General features: G+C 69.4%; 20 protein-coding genes. 11 read left to right on the top strand and 9 right to left on the bottom strand.

The features are described from left to right. Nucleotides 1–3: 3 nt before the first annotated feature. Nucleotides 4–1,395, top strand: a complete 1,392-nt coding sequence (xylB, locus tag NRB56_RS11755; protein WP_319942866.1) for a xylulokinase — start codon at nucleotides 4–6, stop codon at nucleotides 1,393–1,395. 32 nt (nucleotides 1,396–1,427) lie between these two features. After that, nucleotides 1,428–2,555, top strand: coding sequence for an ROK family protein (locus NRB56_RS11750; RefSeq protein ID WP_194290813.1), 1,128 nt, complete (start codon nucleotides 1,428–1,430; stop codon nucleotides 2,553–2,555). A gap of 182 nt (nucleotides 2,556–2,737) precedes the next feature. Here the strand turns inward: NRB56_RS11750 and NRB56_RS11745 are convergent, their stop codons facing one another. Genes NRB56_RS11745 through NRB56_RS38865 form a run of 3 tightly spaced genes read right to left on the bottom strand, consistent with a single transcriptional unit; the run spans nucleotide 2,738 to nucleotide 4,423 of the window. Beyond that, on the bottom strand, nucleotides 2,738–3,160 hold the full coding sequence (locus tag NRB56_RS11745; RefSeq protein WP_153341190.1) for an RloB domain-containing protein: 423 nt from the start codon (nucleotides 3,158–3,160) through the stop codon (nucleotides 2,738–2,740). Then, entirely contained in the window at nucleotides 3,157–3,711 is a 555-nt protein-coding gene (locus NRB56_RS38870; protein WP_264767015.1) for an AAA family ATPase, read from the bottom strand. The genes NRB56_RS11745 and NRB56_RS38870 overlap by 4 nt, the downstream gene beginning before the upstream one ends. Nucleotides 3,712–3,742: 31 nt before the next feature. Beyond that, nucleotides 3,743–4,423, bottom strand: a complete 681-nt coding sequence (locus NRB56_RS38865) for an AAA family ATPase (protein WP_319942865.1) — start codon at nucleotides 4,421–4,423, stop codon at nucleotides 3,743–3,745. Nucleotides 4,424–4,592: 169 nt separating this feature from the next. Here NRB56_RS38865 and NRB56_RS39680 point away from each other — a divergent pair, with 169 nt between their 5' ends. Beyond that, nucleotides 4,593–4,718 (top strand): hypothetical protein, encoded by a 126-nt coding sequence (locus NRB56_RS39680; RefSeq protein ID WP_264767014.1) that lies wholly within the window; start codon nucleotides 4,593–4,595, stop codon nucleotides 4,716–4,718. A 151-nt stretch (nucleotides 4,719–4,869) separates the two neighbouring features. Further along, entirely contained in the window at nucleotides 4,870–5,055 is a 186-nt protein-coding gene (locus NRB56_RS11735; protein WP_153341188.1) for an LPXTG cell wall anchor domain-containing protein, read from the top strand. 6 nt (nucleotides 5,056–5,061) lie between these two features. Here NRB56_RS11735 and NRB56_RS11730 read toward each other — a convergent pair whose 3' ends face one another. Then, nucleotides 5,062–6,597, bottom strand: a complete 1,536-nt coding sequence (locus NRB56_RS11730) for a molybdopterin-dependent oxidoreductase (protein ID WP_406603461.1) — start codon at nucleotides 6,595–6,597, stop codon at nucleotides 5,062–5,064. 207 nt (nucleotides 6,598–6,804) lie between these two features. Here NRB56_RS11730 and NRB56_RS11725 point away from each other — a divergent pair, with 207 nt between their 5' ends. Beyond that, nucleotides 6,805–8,289 (top strand): MFS transporter, encoded by a 1,485-nt coding sequence (locus tag NRB56_RS11725; RefSeq protein ID WP_153341186.1) that lies wholly within the window; start codon nucleotides 6,805–6,807, stop codon nucleotides 8,287–8,289. Continuing rightward, nucleotides 8,286–8,603 carry a hypothetical protein gene (locus tag NRB56_RS11720; RefSeq protein ID WP_153341185.1) on the top strand — a complete coding sequence of 106 codons (318 nt, stop codon included), beginning with the start codon at nucleotides 8,286–8,288 and terminating at the stop codon, nucleotides 8,601–8,603. The genes NRB56_RS11725 and NRB56_RS11720 overlap by 4 nt, the downstream gene beginning before the upstream one ends. Nucleotides 8,604–8,611: 8 nt before the next feature. Here the strand turns inward: NRB56_RS11720 and NRB56_RS11715 are convergent, their stop codons facing one another. The 4 genes from NRB56_RS11715 to NRB56_RS11700 all read right to left on the bottom strand — a co-directional run bounded on the left by NRB56_RS11715 (nucleotide 8,612) and on the right by NRB56_RS11700 (nucleotide 12,077). Beyond that, nucleotides 8,612–9,094 carry a MarR family winged helix-turn-helix transcriptional regulator gene (locus NRB56_RS11715; protein WP_319942864.1) on the bottom strand — a complete coding sequence of 161 codons (483 nt, stop codon included), beginning with the start codon at nucleotides 9,092–9,094 and terminating at the stop codon, nucleotides 8,612–8,614. 61 nt (nucleotides 9,095–9,155) lie between these two features. Continuing rightward, a complete protein-coding gene (locus tag NRB56_RS11710; RefSeq protein WP_319942863.1) occupies nucleotides 9,156–10,169 on the bottom strand; it encodes a hypothetical protein in 1,014 nt (337 codons plus the stop codon). A gap of 16 nt (nucleotides 10,170–10,185) precedes the next feature. Beyond that, on the bottom strand, nucleotides 10,186–11,523 hold the full coding sequence (locus tag NRB56_RS11705) for a Dyp-type peroxidase (protein WP_153341183.1): 1,338 nt from the start codon (nucleotides 11,521–11,523) through the stop codon (nucleotides 10,186–10,188). Continuing rightward, nucleotides 11,520–12,077 (bottom strand): hypothetical protein, encoded by a 558-nt coding sequence (locus NRB56_RS11700; RefSeq protein ID WP_153341181.1) that lies wholly within the window; start codon nucleotides 12,075–12,077, stop codon nucleotides 11,520–11,522. Before NRB56_RS11700 ends, NRB56_RS11705 begins: the two co-directional genes overlap by 4 nt. Nucleotides 12,078–12,284: 207 nt before the next feature. Between NRB56_RS11700 and NRB56_RS11695 the strand changes: the two genes are divergently transcribed. From NRB56_RS11695 to NRB56_RS11680, 5 genes are all read left to right on the top strand, one after another. Then, nucleotides 12,285–14,408 carry a molybdopterin oxidoreductase family protein gene (locus tag NRB56_RS11695; RefSeq protein WP_319942862.1) on the top strand — a complete coding sequence of 708 codons (2,124 nt, stop codon included), beginning with the start codon at nucleotides 12,285–12,287 and terminating at the stop codon, nucleotides 14,406–14,408. Then, entirely contained in the window at nucleotides 14,401–14,754 is a 354-nt protein-coding gene (locus NRB56_RS38300) for a molybdopterin oxidoreductase (RefSeq protein WP_194290811.1), read from the top strand. The genes NRB56_RS11695 and NRB56_RS38300 overlap by 8 nt, the downstream gene beginning before the upstream one ends. A 16-nt stretch (nucleotides 14,755–14,770) precedes the next feature. Beyond that, nucleotides 14,771–17,245 (top strand): nitrite reductase large subunit NirB, encoded by a 2,475-nt coding sequence (gene nirB / locus NRB56_RS11690; RefSeq protein WP_153341179.1) that lies wholly within the window; start codon nucleotides 14,771–14,773, stop codon nucleotides 17,243–17,245. Then, nucleotides 17,242–17,556: a Rieske (2Fe-2S) protein gene (locus NRB56_RS11685; RefSeq protein WP_153341178.1), complete on the top strand. Its 315-nt coding sequence runs from the start codon at nucleotides 17,242–17,244 to the stop codon at nucleotides 17,554–17,556. Before nirB ends, NRB56_RS11685 begins: the two co-directional genes overlap by 4 nt. Nucleotides 17,557–17,759: 203 nt before the next feature. After that, nucleotides 17,760–19,076 (top strand): lipase family protein, encoded by a 1,317-nt coding sequence (locus NRB56_RS11680; RefSeq protein ID WP_319942861.1) that lies wholly within the window; start codon nucleotides 17,760–17,762, stop codon nucleotides 19,074–19,076. Nucleotides 19,077–19,152: 76 nt separating this feature from the next. Here NRB56_RS11680 and NRB56_RS11675 read toward each other — a convergent pair whose 3' ends face one another. Next, complete coding sequence (locus NRB56_RS11675) at nucleotides 19,153–20,487, bottom strand: lipase family protein (protein WP_319942860.1); 1,335 nt, start codon at nucleotides 20,485–20,487, stop codon at nucleotides 19,153–19,155. Between the last annotated feature and the right edge of the window lie 224 nt (nucleotides 20,488–20,711).

The following is a 20,711-nucleotide window of genomic DNA, read 5'->3' as shown; positions in this document are numbered from 1 at the left end:
GCCGTGCCCCTGGTCGCGGGAGTCGATTCGTCGACCCAGTCGTGCAAGGTCGTCGTCCGGGACGCGGAGACCGGCGCGCTGGTGCGCGCGGGCCGCGCCGACCACCCGCCGGGCACCGAGGTGCACCCGCGAGCCTGGTGGGACGCCCTGCAACGGGCAATCGCCGACGCCGGCGGCTGGCACGACGTCGCCGCCGTGAGCGTCGCCGGCCAGCAGCACGGCATGGTGTGCCTCGACGAGTCCGGCCAGGTGGTGCGAGAAGCGCTGCTGTGGAACGACACTCGCTCCGCCGCTGCCGCCGCCGACCTGGTCGCCGCGCTCGGCGCGGACACCTGGGCCCGCCGCCTCGGCGTGGTCCCCGTGGCATCGTTCACGATCACCAAACTCCGCTGGCTGGCCGAACACGAACCGGCGCACGCCGCCCGCACCGCCGCGATCTGCCTGCCGCACGACTGGCTGACCTGGCGCCTGCGCGGCGCCGGCGACCCGGCCGGGCTGACCACCGATCGATCCGACGCCTCGGGCACCGGCTATTTCGACTCGGCAACCGGCCGGTACTGCCCCGACCTGATCGAACTGGCCTGCGGCCGAAGCGATCTGCTATTACCCGAGGTCCTCGGCCCCTCGGACTCCGTGACCGCACCGTCCGGCCTGCGACTTGCGGCCGGCGCCGGCGACAACGCCGCCGCGCACCTGGGCCTGGCCGCCGGCCCGGATGTCGTGGTGTCCCTGGGCACGTCGGGCGTCGTGGCGGCCACCACCGCCCACCGCCCCGCCGACCCGACCGGCACGGTAGCCGGATTCGCCGACGCCACAGACGAATACCTGCCGCTGGCCTGCACCCTGAACGCCGCCCGCGTCCTCACCACCACTGCCACCCTGCTCGGCGTGGACCTCGGCCGTTTCAGCGACCTGGCACTCACGGCCCCACCCGGCGCCGAGGGCGTGACTCTCGTCCCCTACCTGGAAGGCGAACGCACACCGAACCTTCCGGACGCGACCGGAGCCCTGCACGGCCTCACCCTCACCAACGCCACCCCCGCGAACGTCGCCCGCGCCGCCGTCGAGGGCATGCTGTGCGGCCTGGCCGCCGGTCTGGAAGCCCTTGCCGCCCAAGGTGTCCCGGTCACCGGCGTACGACTGATCGGCGGCGCCGCCGCCATGCCCGCCGTGACAGCCGCCGCACCGACGATCTTCGGTGTCCCGGTACGGATTCCGGCCCCGGGCGAATATGTCGCCGACGGCGCCGCCCGCCAGGCCGCCTGGACCCTCACCGGCGGCGACCACCCCCCGGCATGGCCGGCCGCGACCCCCGATCGGCTCGCGGAGGCGGCGGAGATCCCCGCCATCCGGCATCGTTACGCCGAAGCGGCACAACACCACCTACCACGATGACCAGCTCCCCCACGCCGGTTCACCTCCGGCAGATGCGCCGAGCCAACCTACGATCCCTGCTCCTGGCGCTGGTCGCCGCCCCCGGCTCCCGAGCCGACCTCGCCGCCCGCACCGGCCTGACCAAGGCGACGGTGGCGACCCTCACGGAACCCCTACTGCGCCAACGGATCCTCCTGGAAACCGAACCGCAGTCCACCGGCCCCGGCCGCCCCTCCCGCCCCCTCCGATTCCATCCCGAGGCCCCGGTGGCGGTCGGCGCGGAGATCAACGTCACCCACCTGGCCGCCACCGTCCGAACCCTCGACGGCAGCACAGTGGCCCACCGCCGCACCGAGATCGACAACCGCACTCGCGACGCCGAGAACATCGTCACCGACACCGCCGATCTGATCCGAACGGTATTGCCGGACAACGCGAGACTGCTCGGCATCGGCCTGGCCGTCCCCGGCACCGTGCACGACGCGACGGTAACCCGCGCCCCGAACGTCCCCGGCCTCACCGGAATCCGAGTCGCGGACCACCTGTCCACCCTGCTACAGACCGCCGAGACCCTGCTCGACAACGAAGCGAACCTCGCCGCCTTCGCCCACCTCTGGCCCGGCCCGGCCGCCACCCCCGACTTCGCCTACATCTCCGGCGATGTCGGCGTCGGCTCCGGCCTGGTCCTCGGCCACGAGTTGTTCCGCGGCGCAACCGGTTTCGCCGGCGAACTCGGCCACGTAGTCATCGACCGCGACGGCCGCCCGTGCAACTGCGGCGGCCGCGGCTGCGTAGAGCAATACGCCGGCCTGTCCACCATCCTCGCCACGGCCGGCCACCCCACGGTGGACACCCTGATCACAGCCCTGGCCGACAACGCCCCCCGAGCCCGCACCGCGGTATCCGACGCGGGCGCCGCCCTGGGCATCGCCCTGTCGTCACTGCTCAACCTCGTCGACGTCGCCACGATCATCCTCGGCGGCAGCTACGCCCGCCTCGCCGAACACCTCGAACCCGCGATCCGCACGGAACTACACACCCGAGTCCTCTCGTCCCGCCACCGCCACATCACCGTCACCCCCTCCCCCATCGACCCGGACGCCGCCGCCATCGGCGCCGCCGGCCTCATCACCCACCGAGCCTGCCACCAACCCGAACGCCTCGAACACTTCCCCGACTGAACTCGTACCCGAACGTCGACCATGTCACCTTTCGGCCGTTCCAGCCGACCGCACCACCTCCCGCAAATGAGCGACAAACCGATCGACTGCGGACGACGGGTTGTCATCCGGAAAGTCCGTACCATCTTTCCGGTGCTTCTCCCGAAGGGCTTCCGCATGCCGAACGGCATTGTCCGCCAGCTTCATATATAGCTCTGCGTCGAGATGCTTACCGCCGACCCCGTCGAGCTTCCGCCGAAGCCGGACAGCGTCATCGGTGGACAAGTGGCCCGCGTGATACCGATCCGCATGGCCCGATCGAGATGCGGGTGAGGTTTCGGAGATTCCACATCGAATACGCACCAATAGAAATCGACGTCCAAGTCGGCTCGGCGTTTGTCCGCGCAGGCGCTTTCCACGAGGCGCATCGGCGTCGCTCCGGCCTCCTCGATGGACACGTTCACCGACACCGCATCGGCGAACTCGGAGCGTCGTTTGAGCGCATCGATGTACTCGGGTTCGGTCGACACGCCCTCGGTGTACACGCGAAAGGTTGTCCGGACCGGCGTGGTTCCGGTCCTGCGCTCGAGCCGCTTCCCCTTCTTGCCTCGATCTTTGGCGCTCACCCGATCAATCCCAGGTCACGAAGAACCTCGGGCCGGGAGACGTCCGGTAGCGCACCGAATCGACCGCTGAGGTAACCACTCTCGAGATTGGCGGAGCGGCGAACCCGTTCGCCCGCGAAGTCCGACAGGGCAGCGAAGCGCGTCGATCCGTTCGAGACCTTTTCGGTGAGCCAGACCTCATCCCGATTGAGATGATTCAAGAGGTTGGTGTCGTGCGAGGTGAATATGAGCTGGGCGCCCTGTGGATTGGAGGTCTTCAGCTCGAACAATTTGACGAGCTGTGCGGTCAGGGTCGGGTGCAAACTTGCGTCGAGTTCATCGAAGACAATGATGGTCCCCTCACGCAGGGCGGTGAGCACCGGTCCGATCAGTTCGAACCAAGTTCGAGTGCCCGCCGATTCGTCCCGGTACTCGAACGGCAGCCGTTCCTGATCGAGGGCGTGGACGAGCTGAGGAGTACGCGTGGTGACCGGTTTACCCTCGCCGAATTCGATTCGATTCTCGATCTCCACATCGGCAACCCCCAGATCGGCGAGTTGCAGAAGCGCCATCGCTTGCTGCCGGATCGCTTGCCGATCAGGTTCATCGTGAGCCATCGACCGGGGGCCGGTCGACTTCCTCGTCCTGGGATTCGTCGAACAGGTGGAGAGTCGACTGCAGGCCGACCGGACGCCGGTAGCGGCCCACCCTCTGCCCCAAAGCCATGGTGCGAACGATGGCTTGCGCGAACTCGGACGTGACCGGCTCATCGCAGCGTCGCATGATCGACAGAACCAGCGATCGATCGGTCAGGAGCGTCCGAGTGCCGGACAGTTTTCCCAGCCCGCGCTGCAGGACGAGGTCATTCGCTTCGCGTTCGAAGACACGCCTGCGCCGCCCTTCGGGATAGTGAAACAGTGCCTCGTAGCTGACTCGATAGCGGCCGACATCGAGGAGGTACTCGAAGCGGATCCCGTCGACCTCGAGTTCCAGAACAAACGACGAATCCCGGCTTCGCGCCGCACCGAAAGCGAATGGTTCGACCGGGATTTCGTCATCCCAAGCACGCAGCGAGTTCTGGACCGCAGCGCGAAGCCAGGCCAGAGCCGCAAGCACGTTGGATTTCCCCGAAGCGTTCGGACCGAAGATGCCGGCCACCGGCACGAGTGATGCTCCGAAACTCTCGAAAGCTCGCACTTCCGGCCGGTCGTCGACCGCGACCATCGACAGTTCCGCCGGCTCGAGGATCGAGCGAAAGTTCTCCACTTCGAACCGGATCAGCACGCGCCACCTCGCTGCATTCAGTCGGACTGTTTCGTCAAGACCGTACCAAAAGACAGCCCTATCGACGTGCTACCGGCGATCATGCCCTGCCGCAGCCTCACCAGACAAGGCGCTTACCTACGACGGCGCGCCGTTCGCGGTGCACAACGATCTGCCCGGGATTTACCACGTGTTCGATCTGATGCGCGAACTCGCGAGTTCCCCCGAGCTGATCGGGCCCGGACACGACCGGGAGGTGCTGCGCCGGTTCGATCCGTACGACGGCCTCGCGGGCACGGTGGGGCGGATCGCCTGATCATCGGTGTCCGGGCGGGGTGCGGAACGTGATGTTCCCGGCCCGTTGCCGTCCGGCGGCGAAGTCTGTCCGCGCCGGGCCGGTGCGGGGGCGAAATTCCGTGGCAGGATGGGTGTTCCGGGGCTGCTTGCGGCCGAGACGGAGGAGCGTCATGCGCTGGGTCTGGTTGATCGTCGGAATACTGCTCGTGCTCATGGGCGGGGTGTGGACGCTGCAGGGGCTGAACCTGCTCGGGCAGACCGGCGGTATGAACGGGCAGGCGATCTGGGCGGTGATCGGCCTGATCGTGGTCGTGGTGGGTCTCGTACTCGCGGGTGTGGGTGTGCGGCGCCGGTAGCCGCCGCTATCCCACCCGGACCGAGATCGACGGGTAGCCCGAGGCGCCGTCGGGGACGGGTTCTCGGACGTCGGCGGTCTGTACGACGCCGGTACCGTCGGTGGCGCGCGCTCGTATCGTGTGTTTCCCGGGTGTGGCGTCCCATCGGTAGACCCATTGCCGCCAGGTGTCGATCGAGTACTCCGCCGACAGCTGCGCGGGGGTCCACGCACCGTCGTCGATCTGGATCTCGACCGCGGTGACTCCGCGCCGCTGTGCCCAGGCGATCCCGGCGATCGCGACCGGTCCGGGAGTCAGCGCCGCCCCCGATTTCGGGGTGTCGATCCTCGCCTCGGTCTTGATCGGGCCCGACACCGCCCAGCCCCGCCGGGCCCAATATCCGCGCGCCCGATCGAATCTCGTGACCTCGAGATCGGTCACCCATTTGGTCGCCGACAGATACCCGTACAGGCCCGGGACGATGAGACGGGCCGGGAATCCGTGCGGTATCGGCAGCGGCTCGCCGTTCATGCCGATCGCCAGAATCGCGTCCCGGCCGTCGGTCAACGCGCTCAACGGGGTTCCGGCGGTGAAGTCGTCGACGCTGGTGGACAGCACCATATCGGCGCCCGGCCGCACTCCCGCCTCCGCCAGCAGATCCGCCACCCGATAGCCGAGCCAGCGCGCGGTGCCGATCAGGTTGCCGCCCACCGGATTCGACACACAGGTCATGGTCAGCACCCGCTCGATCGGCCGCCGGGCGGCCAGATCGGCGTAGCCGATCGTGATTTCGCGGTCCACCAGCCCGTGGATGCGCAGTGTCCAGTCGTCGGTCGACACCTGCGGCACGGTCAGCGCCGTATCGATCCGGTAGAAGCCGGAATTCGGGGTGAGGAACGAGACCGGCCCGGGCACGGACACCTCGGCGGGCACGGGCGGCGCGGGCTCGGCCGGGACGGGCAGGCGGACCGCCGCCCGGTTACCGGAGACGTCCGCGGCCCGCACGGCGAGTAGCCGCCCGGCCGCACCGGTGGTCAGTGCCAGCGCTCCGAAAGCGGCCAGGCCGCCGAGGAATCCGCGCCGCGAGGGTCCGCTCGTGGCGGAGCCCGTGCCGGCCGCGGTCGCATCGGTCCCCGATTGCGCGCCGGGCACCCGCCGGACCAGGATCCGCAACACCACCAGCCCGCAGCCGACGCCGACCACGGTGGGCAGCGCCGAGGTCCACGTCGCGTGCGCGCGAGTTACCGCCGCGGCCACGCCGGCGGCGCCGAAGAGGACGAACAGCGCGGACCCGAGCGGCCGCGTGATCCGTTCCAGCGCACCGGCGGCCGCGGCCACGCCGACCGCGACCGCGATCATCACCGCGAACAGCAGCAATTTGTCGTTGGTGCCGAAGGTCCCGATGACCCACTCCCGCAGGCCCTGCGGCGTGTTGTCGACCACCGCGGAGCCGAACGCGTCCAGCGGCGCGCTGCTCCGGCCCACCGGGACCGAAACCAGCTCGGCCACACCGAGAATCGTCCCGGCGGACCCTATGCCCATCGCCACTCGCAGACCGGCCACGAGAACCGAGCCTACCGGTGCGCCGGTCCCACCGGGCGGACCGATCGGCGAAAGCGGACCGCCGGGCCTCGAAGTCCGCGGTGCCGGGGCTCACGGGAGCGGCGATCCGGTCGGCGATCTCGGCATGTGCACCGGAAGCGATCACATAGGCATCCGCAAGTGATAATCACATTGATTGGTAATCACTTTGTGTGCATACTTTCCCACATGGATCGAGACACCCGGCCCGCGCCGACAGTGGAAGTTGTTCCCCCCGAGCCCGATCCCGGGCCCGACCCCCGCCGATGGCTCGCCTTCGCGGTCGTGCTGGCGGCCGGTTTCATGGACCTGCTGGATACGAGCATCGTGAACGTCACCGTGCCGAGCATCCAGCACGACCTGCACGCCCCGTACGCACAGATCGAATGGATCGTGTCGGCCTACGTGCTGGCCTTCGCGGCGGTGCTGATCACCGCCGGTCGCCTCGGCGACATCCACGGCCGCAAGCCGTTGTTCCTCACGGGCATCATCGGATTCACGATCGCCTCACTGCTGTGCGGCATCTCGGCCGGCCCGGCGATGCTGATCGGCTGCCGATTCGCGCAGGGCGCGTTCGCCGGGTTGATGATTCCGCAGATCCTCGCGATCCTGCGCGTCTCCTTTCCGCCGCACGAACGCGCGAAAGCGGTCGGGATCTTCGGCGCGGTCACCGGGTCGTCGGTGGTCTTCGGCCTCGCGCTGGGTGGCGTTCTGGTGCAATGGAATCTGTTCGGCTGGCAGTGGCGGCCGATCTTCCTGATCAACGTCCCGGTCGGCATCGCCGTGACCATCGCCGCGTGGTTCGCCGTCCGCGACTCCCGTGCGGCGGCCGCGCCACGGTTGGACGTCGCCGGCGCGCTGATCGTGACGACAGCGGTGGCACTGCTCGTGTACCCGCTCACCGAGGGTAGCCGATTGCATTGGCCCGCTTGGCTACTCGTGATGATCGCCGGTTCGGTGCTCGTCTTCGCGGCTTTCGTGGCGTTCGAGCGACGTCGCGCCGGTCGGGCGCTGGTCGACTTCACCGTGTTCCGGTCGCGACCGTTCGCGGTGGGCCTCGTGATGTGGGGCCTGTTCTGGATCGCGGCCGGCGGATTCTTCCTGATCTGGACCCTTTTCATGCAGGCCGGGCTGGGCTGGACGCCGCTGCGCGCCGGTCTGACCGCCGCGACCTTCGCCGCCGGCGTCGGCGTCGGCGCGGGCGTGGCGCCGGAGAAGCTGGTCCCCAGATTCGGCCGCGACGTATCGGTCGCCGGGGCGATGCTGCTCGCGGCCGGATTCGCCGTCTTCGCCTGCGCGGCAGCCCATTTCGGCACGTCGATCAGCCTCTGGGCGATTGTCCCGATCCAGGTGGTCTCCGGCCTGGGCTTCGGCATGGTGATCGCGCCGACCTTGGCGCTGCTGCTCGGTCAGGTACCGCATCGCGAGGCCGGTGCGGCATCCGGACTGCTCAACACGGTTCAGCAAGTGTGCTTCGCGATCGGCGTCGCGCTGGCCGCGCTGATCTTCTTCGACCGGGCGAGCAGCGCGACCGGCGGCGCGGAGTTCGTGTACGCCTTCGCATCCACGCTCCGCTACGTGATCGGCGTGCTGGTGGTGGTGGCCGCCGGATTCCTGGCGGTGCCCCGGGCCGCGCACGTATCGACCGCACTGCCGGAATCGGAGGACGCATGACCGACACCAAGATTCTCGTACTGGGCCGCAGTTCCGTGGTGCACGCGGCGGCGGCGATCCTGGCGGATCACGGCTTCCCCGCGGTCGGCGTGAACAGCGACGACGAGACGATCGCGGAACTCGGCACCGGCCGGTACACGGTACTGGTGCTGGGGACCGGCGTGGAAGCGGTATCCCGCGAGCGGCTGATCGTCCGCGCCGCCGCGCACGGCACGCTGGTGCTCGAGGCGCGACGCTCGCCCGGACAGGGTGTCCTCGACAACGTCCGGGATTTCGTCGTCCCGGAAGTGCGCCGCATGCTCGGGCAGCGGTGACCGTCCGCTCAGGGACCGACGGCAGGGGCTCCTGCCGTCAGCCCCGGGTGCGCGACGAAGTCCAGGCCCGCGTGCCGCCCCACCTTCTGGAGCAGCGCGACCAGGGTCCGCGCCTCCTCGCGGCTCAGCCCGCCGAGCAGTTCGGTCTCGAATTCGTCGAGCAGTCGCTCGGCCTCGGCCTGCAGCGCGCGGCCGGTGGGCAGCAGATGGACGGCGTGCGCGCGGCGGTCCCCGGGATGGCGACGGCGTTCCACCAGGTCCCGCTTCTCCAGTTCGTCGACCAAACCCACCATGACGTTCCGGTGGACGTCCAGCGATTCGCACAGTTGCTGCTGGCTCTGGCCGTCGTTCTCGGCGAGCAGGCTCAGCATCCCGAACTGGCGGGGCAGCAGCCCCAACGGCGCCAGCGCCTTCGTGAACCGTTCCTGCGCATGGAAATCCAGTCGCCCGAGCAGGCAGACCGGATGGTGGAACAGCGGCTGCGACGTCACCCCGACGATGATACCGAGCCGGGACTGCCACAACGATGGACAGTCACCCCGGATGCGTACATCACCGCATGGTGGCGAGATTGCGCCAGAGGTGCTCCAGACTGTCGGTGCCGCCGAACAGGGTCGTGAAATGGGTGGAGTCGACGAGCACGATGTCACCGGCGCGGGTTGCGTCCGGGGGCATCCAGATCAGCGCGTTGAATTCGGTCTCGCCGGCTTCGGTGAACGGGTGCGGGCGGGCCGGATCGACGCGCTGGCGGCCCAGGACGCGGACCGCGCCGGATTCCGGGCCGGTGAGCTGGTAGTGCGGCAGGTGCGGGTGGAAATTCAGGGTCGTGACGTTGTCCAGGAGCCGCAGATCGTCCAGGTCGGGGAAACCGGTCAGCGGCGCGATCTCCCCGGTGCCGTCGGTGACGGCGGGACGCAGGCCCCAGATGTTGTGCACCGGCACGCCGAGCGCCGTCATCAGCGAGCGGGTGTAGCCGCCGAATCGCTGCTGCCGGGGCACCAGCGGGTCACCGTGATGGCGATATTCGGTCTGCCGCTGGGTGAGATCCTCGGTGAAGCCGACGTCGTGGTGGGGTGCGAGCAGCAGGCAGGTGCCGTCGCGGCGCAGCCACTCGCGCAGGGCCTCGATCTCCTCGGGCGCGGCGTCCTGACCGGCGAGCAGATGGTCGAGCCCGAACACCATCAGCGTGTCGGTGTCGGCGAGGATGCGCTCGTCGATGGGCAGGCGGTATCCGGCCTGGTCGACGCGCTGGAACACCGCGACCGGATGCCCGGTCGCCGCGGCGGCGACGTGCTGGAACGCCAGCGTGGACCGGTGGAACAGCTCCAGGGTGCCGGCGATGCCCTGCAGAAAATTCGCCGACGCGAAGTCGGGTGTCTCGTAGGCCGGCCAGGCGGCGTTGCGGACCTCGGTGATGGTGGAGAACCGGTTGTAGATCTCCGCCGGGTCGCGCTGGGCCTCCCACGGATAGCTCCAGGTCCAGTAGATGCTGATCCGCCGCCGGCCGTCGCGCTCGCGCGGGACGTGATCCTGGTTGTAGGTGCGTGCGGAAGCGAGGGAATCCACGGTCCCGGACCGCCTTTCACTCGTCGAGGGTCGCCAGGTAGCGCAGCGCCCGCAGGCCGGGGAGGAAGAAGTACGCCCCGCCCGTGAGCGTCGTGAAGGCCGGAATGCCTTTGTGCACCGTGCGAATGGGCCGCTTGGGCACGGTGAAGTCGAGCGTGCCGTCCTGCGCGCCGACGATCGGATCGCGTTCGTTGCCGAGTTCGTGGAAGGACCTGTCGTTGATCCACACGTTCTGCGCGAACTCGAACTGCCGGATCAGGTCGGCACAGATGATGAACGCCGCGATCCCCCGGTCGGCGCCGTCGTCGGCCGCGCCCTCCGGCAGGGCCGGCCCGTAGGTGGCGCCGCGGCGGATCAGTCTGCGGCGGTTCATGTTCACCGCGGTGTCGCGGGGGTTGAGCCGCCGCGCGTGCGCGCCCAGCGGCACCGCGTAACCGTGCGGATCCATCGAACCGTAGTCGAAGTCGTTGTTGCGCAGCGGATCCGCGCCCAGTTTTGGATCGTCGTGATCGGGGGCCAGCACCAGCGGAGCGCCGCTTCGCCAGCGGCCCATCAGCTTCGCGGCCAGAAAATCCCGGCCCTCGGGGGTGTCGGCGTGCGCGGCCAGAAAATCCCGGAACGCGCCGACGTGTTCGCGCAGCCGCCGGTAGGCCAGGTAACTCCCGTTGCGGGACAACACCTCCGGCTGCGGCAGGACCGGAATCGTCCCCTCCTCGTCGGGATAACCGAGGATGAATTCACCGGGTCGCAGCGCGCCGCCCGAACCCGGCGTGGGCTCCTCCCCCGAACCCGCGATCACCGGCTGGGACAACCGGTCCCGATATCCGAAGTGGTCGTGGGCATGATCGAACGGGGGTGTGGCGTTCAGATCCAGGACAGACAACACCCGCACGCCCGCGCACCGTGCGACGTGTTCGCGATGCGCGGCGACGCAGCGCCGATGCTCGGATTCGGTGCGCGCGAACAGGATCGCGATGGCGTGCAGGTCCGCACCGGCCAGACCTCCCACCCATCGATCGGGGTGATTCGCGCCGGTGTCGCCCAGGATGTCGGCGCGGGCGGCCATGCCCTCGCGGAACTCGGCCGGAAAGGTGTCGAGCGCGGATTCGGGCACACCGAGGGCGCGCAGGCCGGACCAGGTGAAGGCGAGGGTGATCCAGCGCCGGGAGTCGTCCAGGGTGGCGCGCGCGTCGGCGGCCGACTGGACCCGGTCCAGCAGGCCGGTCACCCAGGCCCGCCCGCCGGCCGGGTCGTCGAAGGAGAGGAATTCGTAGCGGCCGGTCAGCGCCGGGGTCCGGGTCAGCAGGATGTGCTGGATGTCGTCGAGTTCCAGCGCCGGGGCGGCGGCGCTCATTGCATCTGGTCGAGCATGTCGGAGAACGCGGCCTTCAGCCGCAGCGCCTTCTTGACCTCGTCAGCGGTGACATACGGGTATTCACCGTATTCCAGGAAGCTGGGGCACTGATGCTCGCGGACGAACCGCACGAAGGCCTCCGGGTTCTCCTTCCAATCCTCCGGAAAGCCCTCGAGATTGGTGAACACGGTGGTGATACCGGTCTGCGAGAACAGCATCACGGCGTCCTCGGTGTACTTGTCGAAATCCGTGTCGAATATCCCCTGATACTGGAAGTGCAGACCGGATCCGACATCGAACAACTGCCAGCGCAGATAGTGCAGGCGCAGCGGAGCCAGCACCTCCGGGTTCGCCGCCACCGCCTCCTCGATCTGTTTCCCGTAGGCCCGGATCGTCTCCTCCCGGCCGGGCTTCACCTTCGCGATGATCGAGAATCCGTAACACGCGGGTGTCCGTGGATAGATCGGCCCGTACCGGCCGCGCTGCAATTCGAAATAGCCTTCCCGGGGGATGGCCAGCGCCGCCGGCCGCGTCCAGGACACATCATCGGACATGTCGAAACCCACCTCTTCCAGGAAGCAAGCCGGACATTCGTGGCTACCCTACGGCACCGGTCCCGGCGCGACGCCGAGCCGAATCGCGACATTTCGGACGGATCGGCCCGGAGACCGGCTTTCATGCCCGATGCATCGGGGCAATACCGCCGAAACGTGGGCTGCCTACGGTGAAGTCTGCCCGGTTGTGGTCGATTCGAACGGTTGATGCTCATGGTGGCGACGCTGGTCCGGACGCACTGCCCCTACTGCTCGTTGCAGTGTGGAATCACGCTGGAAACCGACAGATCCGGTGTGACACTCGCACCGCAGCCGGACTTCCCGACCAACCGGGGTGGGCTGTGCGCGAAGGGCTGGACGGCGGCCGAGCTGCTCGGTCATCCCGAGCGGCTGACCGGACCGCTGATCCGCGACGCGCGGGACGGGCCGCTGCGGCCCGCGAGCTGGGACGAGGCGCTGGACCGGATCGCCCGGGAGTTCCGGCACGCCGGACTCGAATACGGCCCCGACAGTGTCGGCTGTTTCGGCGGCGGCGGCCTGACCAACGAAAAGGCTTACCAGCTCGGCAAATTCGTGCGCGTGGTGCTCGGCAGCTCCGCGATCGACTACAACGGGCGGTTCTGCATGTCGGCGGCGGCGACCGCGGCGCAGCGGGCGTTCGGCGTGGATCGCGGGCTGCCGTTCCCGCTGGCCGATCTGGCCGAGGCGGACGTGATCCTGCTGGTCGGCGCCAATCCGGCGGATACGATGCCGCCGGCGATGCGATTCCTCGACGAATGCCGGGCCCGTGGCGGCAGGTTGATCGTGGTGGATCCCCGGCGGACCGCCACCGCGGCCCTGGCGGATCTGCACCTGCAACCCGTGCCCGGCACGGATCTGGCGATCGCGAACGGCATGCTGCACGTGGCGGTGCGGGAGGGCCTGATCGACGACGACTACATCGCCGCACGCACCACCGGTTTCGCGGCCGTGCGCCGGGGAGTGCGGCTGTACTGGCCCGACCGGGTGGAACGGATCACCGGGGTACCCGAGGCCGATCTCGTCGCGGCCGCCCGCATGCTCGGCGGGGCGCGACGGGTCATCGTGCTCACCGCGCGCGGCGCCGAACAGCACAGCACCGGCACGGACACCGTGTCGGCGTTCATCAATCTCGCTCTGGCGCTGGGACTTCCGGGCCGTGAGTATGCCGGCTTCGCGTCGATCACGGGACAGGGCAACGGACAGGGCGGTCGCGAACACGGGCAGAAGGCCGATCAGTTGCCGGGCTACCGGCGGCTCGACGACCCGGCCGCCCGCGAGCACATCGCCGCGGTGTGGGGCGTGCCGGCGGCGTCGCTACCGCAACCGGGCCGGTCCGCCTACGAGATGCTCGACGCGCTGGGCACCCCGGGCGGCGTGCGGGCACTGTGGGTGCTGGCCTCGAACGTCGCGGTCTCCGCGCCGCACGCCGGCCGGATCCGGGAACGATTGGGACAGCTGGACTTTCTCGTCGTCTCCGACATCTTCCGTTCCGAGACTGCCGAATTCGCCGATGTGGTGCTGCCCAGCGCGCAGTGGGCGGAGGAATCCGGCACGCTGACCAATCTGGAGGGGCGGGTGATCCTGCGCAACCGCGCGGTGCCGCCGCCACCGGAGGTACGGACCGACCTCGAGGCGCTGTCCGCGCTGGCGGACCGCCTGGGGCACAGCGGATTCCACGACGACCCGGCGGAGGTGTTCGCGGAGCTGTGCCGCGCCAGCAGCGGCGGCAAGGCCGACTACACCGGCATCAGCCACGCCCGGATCGCCGCCGAACAGGGCGTCTTCTGGCCCTGCCCGTCGCCGCGGCATCCGGGCACGCCGCGCCTGTTCACCGTCGACTTCCCCACCCCGGATCGCCGCGCGCGGTTCCACGCGGTGGAGCATCGCGGCCCGGCCGAGACGCCCGACGCGGACTATCCGTACTACCTCACCACCGGCAGGCTGGCCGGCCACTATCAGTCCGGCACCCAGACCCGCCGGGTGGGCCGGCTGCGCGACGCCGAGCCGGTCGCCACGGTGCAACTGCACGACTCGCTGGCACTGCGCCTCGGGGTGCGCGAGGGTGATCCGGTCCGGCTGCGCACCCGCCGCGGCACCGCGGTGCTGACCGCGCGGATCAGCGCCGACGTGCGCGCCGACACCGTCTTCGCCCCGTTCCACTGGGGTGGCCCGGCCTCGGCGAACCTCCTGACCAATCCCGTCCTGGACCCGCACTCGCGCATGCCCGAGTTCAAGGTGTGCGCGGTGGCGGTCGACAAGTACGTCCCGGCCCACGATTCCGACGTCGAAGGCGAGCAGCACCATGAATGACGGCAGCACACCACGATTCCTCCAGGGAGTCTTCGAGTTCCGCGGCAAGGGCTTCACCGAGCCCGTCACCGTCGACGAGTCGCTGCGCTATGTCGTACCGGCCGGCGCGACGACCCAGCCGGTGTACTTCCGCGGCGGCAATTCGGCGGACGAGATGATCACGATCGCGCTCTACCGCGACGGAGATCCGATGCGGTACTTCCCGATCGCGGCGAAGGGCACACTGCACGTCTCGCTGCGCGTGGTGGAGGACCTGCTCGCCGACACGGTCCTGGAACTGCGCCTGCTGGCGCCGGCCGAATCCGCGGGCACCGTCGTCATCGACCTCGGGCTGATCGAGATCTGAGCGGGAGGACAACGAGATGGACACGCGGAACAAGCTGCGGCTGGTGGTCGTCGGCAACGGCATGGCCGGCGCTCGCGCGGTCGAGGAGATCCTCGCCCGCGGCGGCGCCGACCTGTTCGACATCACCGTCTTCGGCGACGAACCCTACGGCAACTACAACCGCATCCTGCTGTCGAATGTGCTTGCGGGATCGGACGATACGACCGAGATCTATCTCAACCCACTGGACTGGTACGCGGACAACGGCATCGATCTGCGGGCCGGGGTCCGGGTGGTGCGGCTGGACCGCTACGCACGGATCGTGCACGCCGACGACGGCACGGCCCTGCGGTACGACCGGCTGGTCATCGCGACCGGCAGCCGCTCGTTCTTCCCGCCGATCGAGGGGATGTGGGCCGACGACAAGACGCTGCTCCGCGGCGTTTTCGGCTTCCGCAGCCTGGACGACTGCCTGTCGATGATCGACGAATCCGCGTCCCGCACCCACGCGGTGGTGGTCGGCGGCGGGCTGCTCGGCCTGGAGGCGGCCCGCGGACTGCAACAGCGCGGGCTGGCCGTGGACGTCGTGCACTCCCCCACCACCCTGATGAACGCCCAGCTGGACGACCCGGCCGGCGCGATCCTGCGCCGCTCGGTGGAGCAACTCGGCATCACCGTGCACACGGGTACCGCGACCACCGGGGTGCGCGGGGCGGACGGCGCCGTCACCGGCGTGACGTTCGCCGACGGCACCGGAGTCGACTGCGACATGCTCGTGGTCGCCGCGGGTATCCGCCCGAACGTCGGGCTCGCGCGCGGTGCGGGGCTGACCGTAGGGCGGGCCGTCGTGGTCGACGACCACATGCGGTCGGTCGACGACGACCACATCTACGCCGTCGGCGAGTGCGCCGAGCATCGAGGACAGGTGTACGGCCTGGTCGCTCCGCTGTGGGAGCAGGCCGTGGTGCTGGCCGACCATCTCACCGGCGCGAATCCGGCTGCGCGATACCACGGTTCGCGCACCGCGACGAAGCTGAAGGTCGCGGGGGTCGACGTCGCCTCGATGGGCCTGAAGGGCCCCGAACGCGCGGACGACGAGTTCGTCCAGTTCAGCGAGCCGCGCCTCGGCGTCTACAAGACCATCGTCATCCGCGACGACAAACTGGTCGGCGCCACCCTGCTCGGCGACGTCCGCAAGGTGGCCTTCCTGATGCAGGCCTTCGACCGTGGCCTGCCGCTACCGCCGGAACGGGTGTCGCTGATGTTCGACCTCGGCACCCCGCCGGTCGAGGTCGGCGCGGCCGAACTGTCCGACGACGCCCAGGTCTGCAACTGCAACGGTGTCAGCAAGGCCACGCTGGTGAGCTGCGTGCGGTCCGGTGAGCAGTCGGTGGCGGGCGTCATGGCGGCCACCCGCGCGGGGAAGGGCTGCGGATCGTGCAAGTCGCTGGTCACGCAGATCGTCGAATGGGCGGCCGGCGGGGCCGTCGCCGACGACCCGGCCGCATCCTGGTACGTCCCCGGGGTCCCGTATCCGAAACCCGAGCTGATGCGGTTGATCCGCGAACTCGGATTACGTTCGGTGTCCTCGGTTTTCGCGGCGCTCGCCCCCGACGGCCGCGAGGACGCGCATTCGAAGATGGCCCTGGCGTCGCTGCTGCACATGATGTGGGGCGCGGACTTCGTCGACGAGCCCGACGCCCGGTTCATCAACGACCGGGTGCACGCCAATATCCAACGCGACGGGACGTTCTCGGTGGTGCCGCAGATCCAGGGCGGCGTCACCACCTCGGATCAGCTGCGCCGCATCGCCGATGTGGCCGACCGGTACGACGTGCCGATGATCAAACTCACCGGCGGCCAGCGCATCGACCTGCTCGGTATCCGCAAGGAGGATCTGCCCGCGGTGTGGGCCGATCTCGGCATGCCCTCCGGATACGCCTACGGCAAGAGCTTCCGCACGGTGAAAACCTGTGTGGGAAGCGAATTCTGCCGTTACGGACTCGGCGACTCGACCGCGCTGGGCATCGCCCTGGAGCAGCGCTTCCAGGGCATCCCCGGCCCGGCCAAGATGAAGCTGGCCGTCACCGGCTGCCCGCGCAACTGCGCGGAGGCCCTCTGCAAGGATCTCGGCGTGGTGGCGATCGACGGTGGCCGCTGGGAGATCTACGTCGGCGGCGCGGCGGGTGCCCACATCCGCAAGGGCGACCTGCTGGCCACCGTCGGCACCGCCGCCGAGGTGCTGACGCTCGCCGGGCGATTCCTCCAGTACTACCGGGAGAACGCCGACTGGCTGGAACGGACCTACGCCTGGGTGCCCCGGGTCGGCATCGAGACGATCCGCGCCGTGGTGGTCGACGACCGCGACGGCATCGCCGCCGATCTCGATGCCGCCGTGCAGAAATCGGTGGACGCGTACCAGGACCCGTGGGCCGCGGCACAATCGGGCGCCCCGGACCGCTATCGCACCGCCCTGCCCCTGATTCCGCTGCCTCGGGTGCCGATGCGATGAGCGAGCACATCATCGGGGTCCTCGACGACATCCCGCCCGGCGAAGGCCGCGCCTTCGTCCTCGACGACCGCCAGATCGCGGTCTACCGGCTGCGCGACGGCGGGCTACGCGCCCTCGACGCGGCGTGCCCGCACCACGGCGGCCCGCTGGCGGACGGTCTGGTCGACGCCGGCGTCGTGGTGTGCCCGCTGCACGGCCGCGCGTACGACCTCGCGACGGGCGCCGAAGCCGGCGGCGGTCCACCCGCCTGCGCGCACACCGTGGTCCTGGACCCCGACGGCACCATGCGGGTGACCTTGGCCACCGGATAGCCGGACCGCGTACGACCGTGCCGGACATCGAGTTCGAGCGTGTTTCGGTTTGGGGCCGGTCACAAACGGGTGGCTGCGCGTTGGCGGACAGGGCACAGATGCGCCGGAGCGCAGGGGGGCCGCGGGGCCGGTGTGGCTAGGGTGAACAGGTTCGTTCGAGCCGAGGAGAACGGTTGAAAGCCTTTCTGGCAATGGTTGTTACCGTGCTTGTGAGCCCCATCATGCTGGCCGAGCCGACCGCCACCGCACAACCCCCCGACGTCCCGCCGCCACCCGCGATACCGGCCGCGCCGAGTCCGTCACCGCTGCAGCAGTGGATCGACAACACCGTCCCGGCACCGCCGGTCGCCGCCGACGACAGCACGCTGTGGAAGGGCATCCTGTCCACACCGACCGGGGATCCGGTCTTCGACACCTCGCCGCCGAGCCTGGACGGCCTCCAGCCGGGCGAGATCATCGAAACCCGGGATGTCACAGCCACCGCCGCCACGCGGATGGCGGTGCCGATCCGGCAGGCGCAGCTGCTGAAGTACCGGTCCACCTCCGCGACGGGCGCGCCCACCTTCGGCACGGCGACCCTGATCACCCCGGCGGCCGGGTGGGCCGGCCAGGGCCCGCAGCCGGTGGAAGTGGTTGCGCTGCCGATCAATTCGCTGGGCGCGCACTGCACGCCGGGATACCAGCTGTCGCACGGCATTCTGGACAAGCCGAACACCGATTTCGCGGTGTTCCTGCCGTCCATCTGGTGGGCGCTCGGCCAGGGGCACGCGGTGCTGGTGCCCGACCACGAAGGTCCGCTGATGGCGTACGCGGAGCCGAACGTCGCCGGGCACGTGATCCTCGACTCGATCCGCGCGACGCGGACGATGGGCCCGGATCGGTTCGGCGACAGCCGTTTCGTGATCAGCGGCTACTCGGGCGGGGCGATCGCCTCGTACGCGACGGCGATGCTGCTGCGCGAATACGCGCCCGAGCTGGCGGATGTCGTGGTCGGCGCGGCCGCGGGCGGTGTGGTCACCGACAATCGGGACATCGCCCATCGCTTCAACGGCAACATCTCCTCCGGGATCCTGTTGTCGGTCGCGCTGGCGGTCGCGCGGGAGCATCCCGAGATGCTCCCGTACATGAACCATCTCGCGCAGTGGGTGGGCACCTCGCCGCTGAAGGACATCTGCGGCGACGCGGACGGCCCGCTCGGCGTGGTCGGGTTCCCGATGGACGTCGTCGCGAATGTCGGTGACTCCCTGAACACTCCGATCGCGGAGGAGATGTTCGACCGGCTGAATCTCGGCGACCGCACCTCGGCCGTCCCGCTGTACATCTACCACGGTGCGCACGACCCGTGGATCCCGCTCGAGGACGCCCGGCGGACCGCCCAGCAGCAGTGCGGCCGTGGCGTTCCGGCCGTCTTCCGGGTCGTGCCCGGCGAGCACCTGATCGGTTACGTCACCGGCTCGCCCGGTCTGGACGACTGGATCCTCGCGCGACTGCGCGGCGAACCGGCCCCCGCCGACTGCTGAGGGAGATCACGACAGTGCGCCCCCGCCCCGGCCGTGACGGCCGGGGCGGGGGCGCACTCGTTCGCGGAAAAGCTTGTCACGCACATTCGTTCGGTGCGGGTTCACCGCGCAACCGGGCATCGATCCAGTCGACGGAACCGCCCGCGCCGTTCAGCATCGCGGAGACGTGTTCGCCCGGCACCGTGCGGAATTCCGCCGCGACCCCGCGGGCGCACTGCGATCGGTACATCCGCTGCGGTCCCTGGATCGGGATCCAGAAATCGTCGGCTCCGTGGTAGATGTACAGCGGCACACCGGATGTGCGGCCGGTGAGATCGGTCCGGCGCTGAATCTCCTCGGAGATACCGCTTTCCAGCGGATGATCGATGTTCGCCGCGACCTCCACCGGGATGCCCACCGCACCGAGCGGGCCGTCGGCGTCACCGCAGATGTTCTTCAGCGGCGAGGTGCCCACCCACTGCGCGAGATGGTTCATGTACCGGAGCATGTCGGGGTGCTCCCGGGACATGGCCAGCGCCACCGACAGCAGGATCCCGGATGCGCTGTGCCCGTTGAACACGTGCGCCACCGCGACATAGTCGGTCACCAGCCCGCCGATCGAGGCGCCCACCAGCACAGCCGCCAGTTCCGGCGCGTACTCGGGCAGCAGCATCGCCGTCGCGTACGAGGCGATCGCCCCACCGGAGTAGCCGGTGACCGCGAAACGGCTGTCGCCGAACCGATCCGGAGCCAGCGACCGGATCGCGCGGATGGAGTCGAGCGTCATGTGCCCGGCGACGGTCGGCTCCGCGTAGGCCACCAGCGGCCCCTCGTGGTCCGGGACCAGAACGGTGTGGCCCTTGTTCAGCGCCGTGGCGACGCCCGGCAGGAACACGTTGATGGCGTGGTTGTCGCGCACGCCGTGCGAGATCGTGTAACCGGGCGTGCAGCGCAGTCCCAGCGCGTTGATCGGCAGCGTGTCGACCTCCACCGGCCGCGGCCCCGGCCCGTTCCACGCGGCGGCGGGCTCGAGCAACGTGGCGGTACCGAACGACGGCGTCCCTGCCGCCGAGGTGGACCGGAACTTCACGAGGGTGGCGCGCGCGATCGGCGCGTCGAACATGGTCGCCGCGGTGGCGGTGATGTTGCGGGTCTCGATGACCTGCCCCGGCGCCAGGGTCTCGAGTCCCGCGGGCCAGGCGTCGAAGGTCGGGTCCGCCACCGGTGACGACAGGATGGCCCGCCACAGGGCCGCCTGCTCCGCCTCGGGCGGCTGCGGCGCCGCGACCAGCGGCGGTGCGGGAATGGTGTTGTCGATCCACTGCTGTAGTGGCGACGGTCCCGCGGTATCCGGCGCCACGGGTGCCGGTTTGTCGGGTGGTTGGGCGGTGGCCGGTTGCCCGGCCAGCAGCATCATGGGGCTGACAAGCACGGTAACTACAATTGCCAGAAAGGCTTTCAACCGTTCTCCTCGGCTCGAACGAACCCGTCCACACTAACCACCGTCCGCGCCTTGTTTCCCGCCCGCTCCACAGCGTCTGTGCCCGCCGGGTGCGGATCGCCGCCCGAATTGTGAGCCACCCCATATCCGCGGCGATATCGAAAGTCCCTGTTGTTACTGGAGATTCTCGGAATATTGCCGCCTTTCGCATCACC

The organism is Nocardia aurantia (genome assembly GCF_009604425.1).
Taxonomy (GTDB): domain Bacteria; phylum Actinomycetota; class Actinomycetes; order Mycobacteriales; family Mycobacteriaceae; genus Nocardia; species Nocardia aurantia.
The sequence above is the reverse complement of the archived record's forward strand: the minus strand, read 5'-3'. Positions and strand labels throughout refer to the sequence as shown.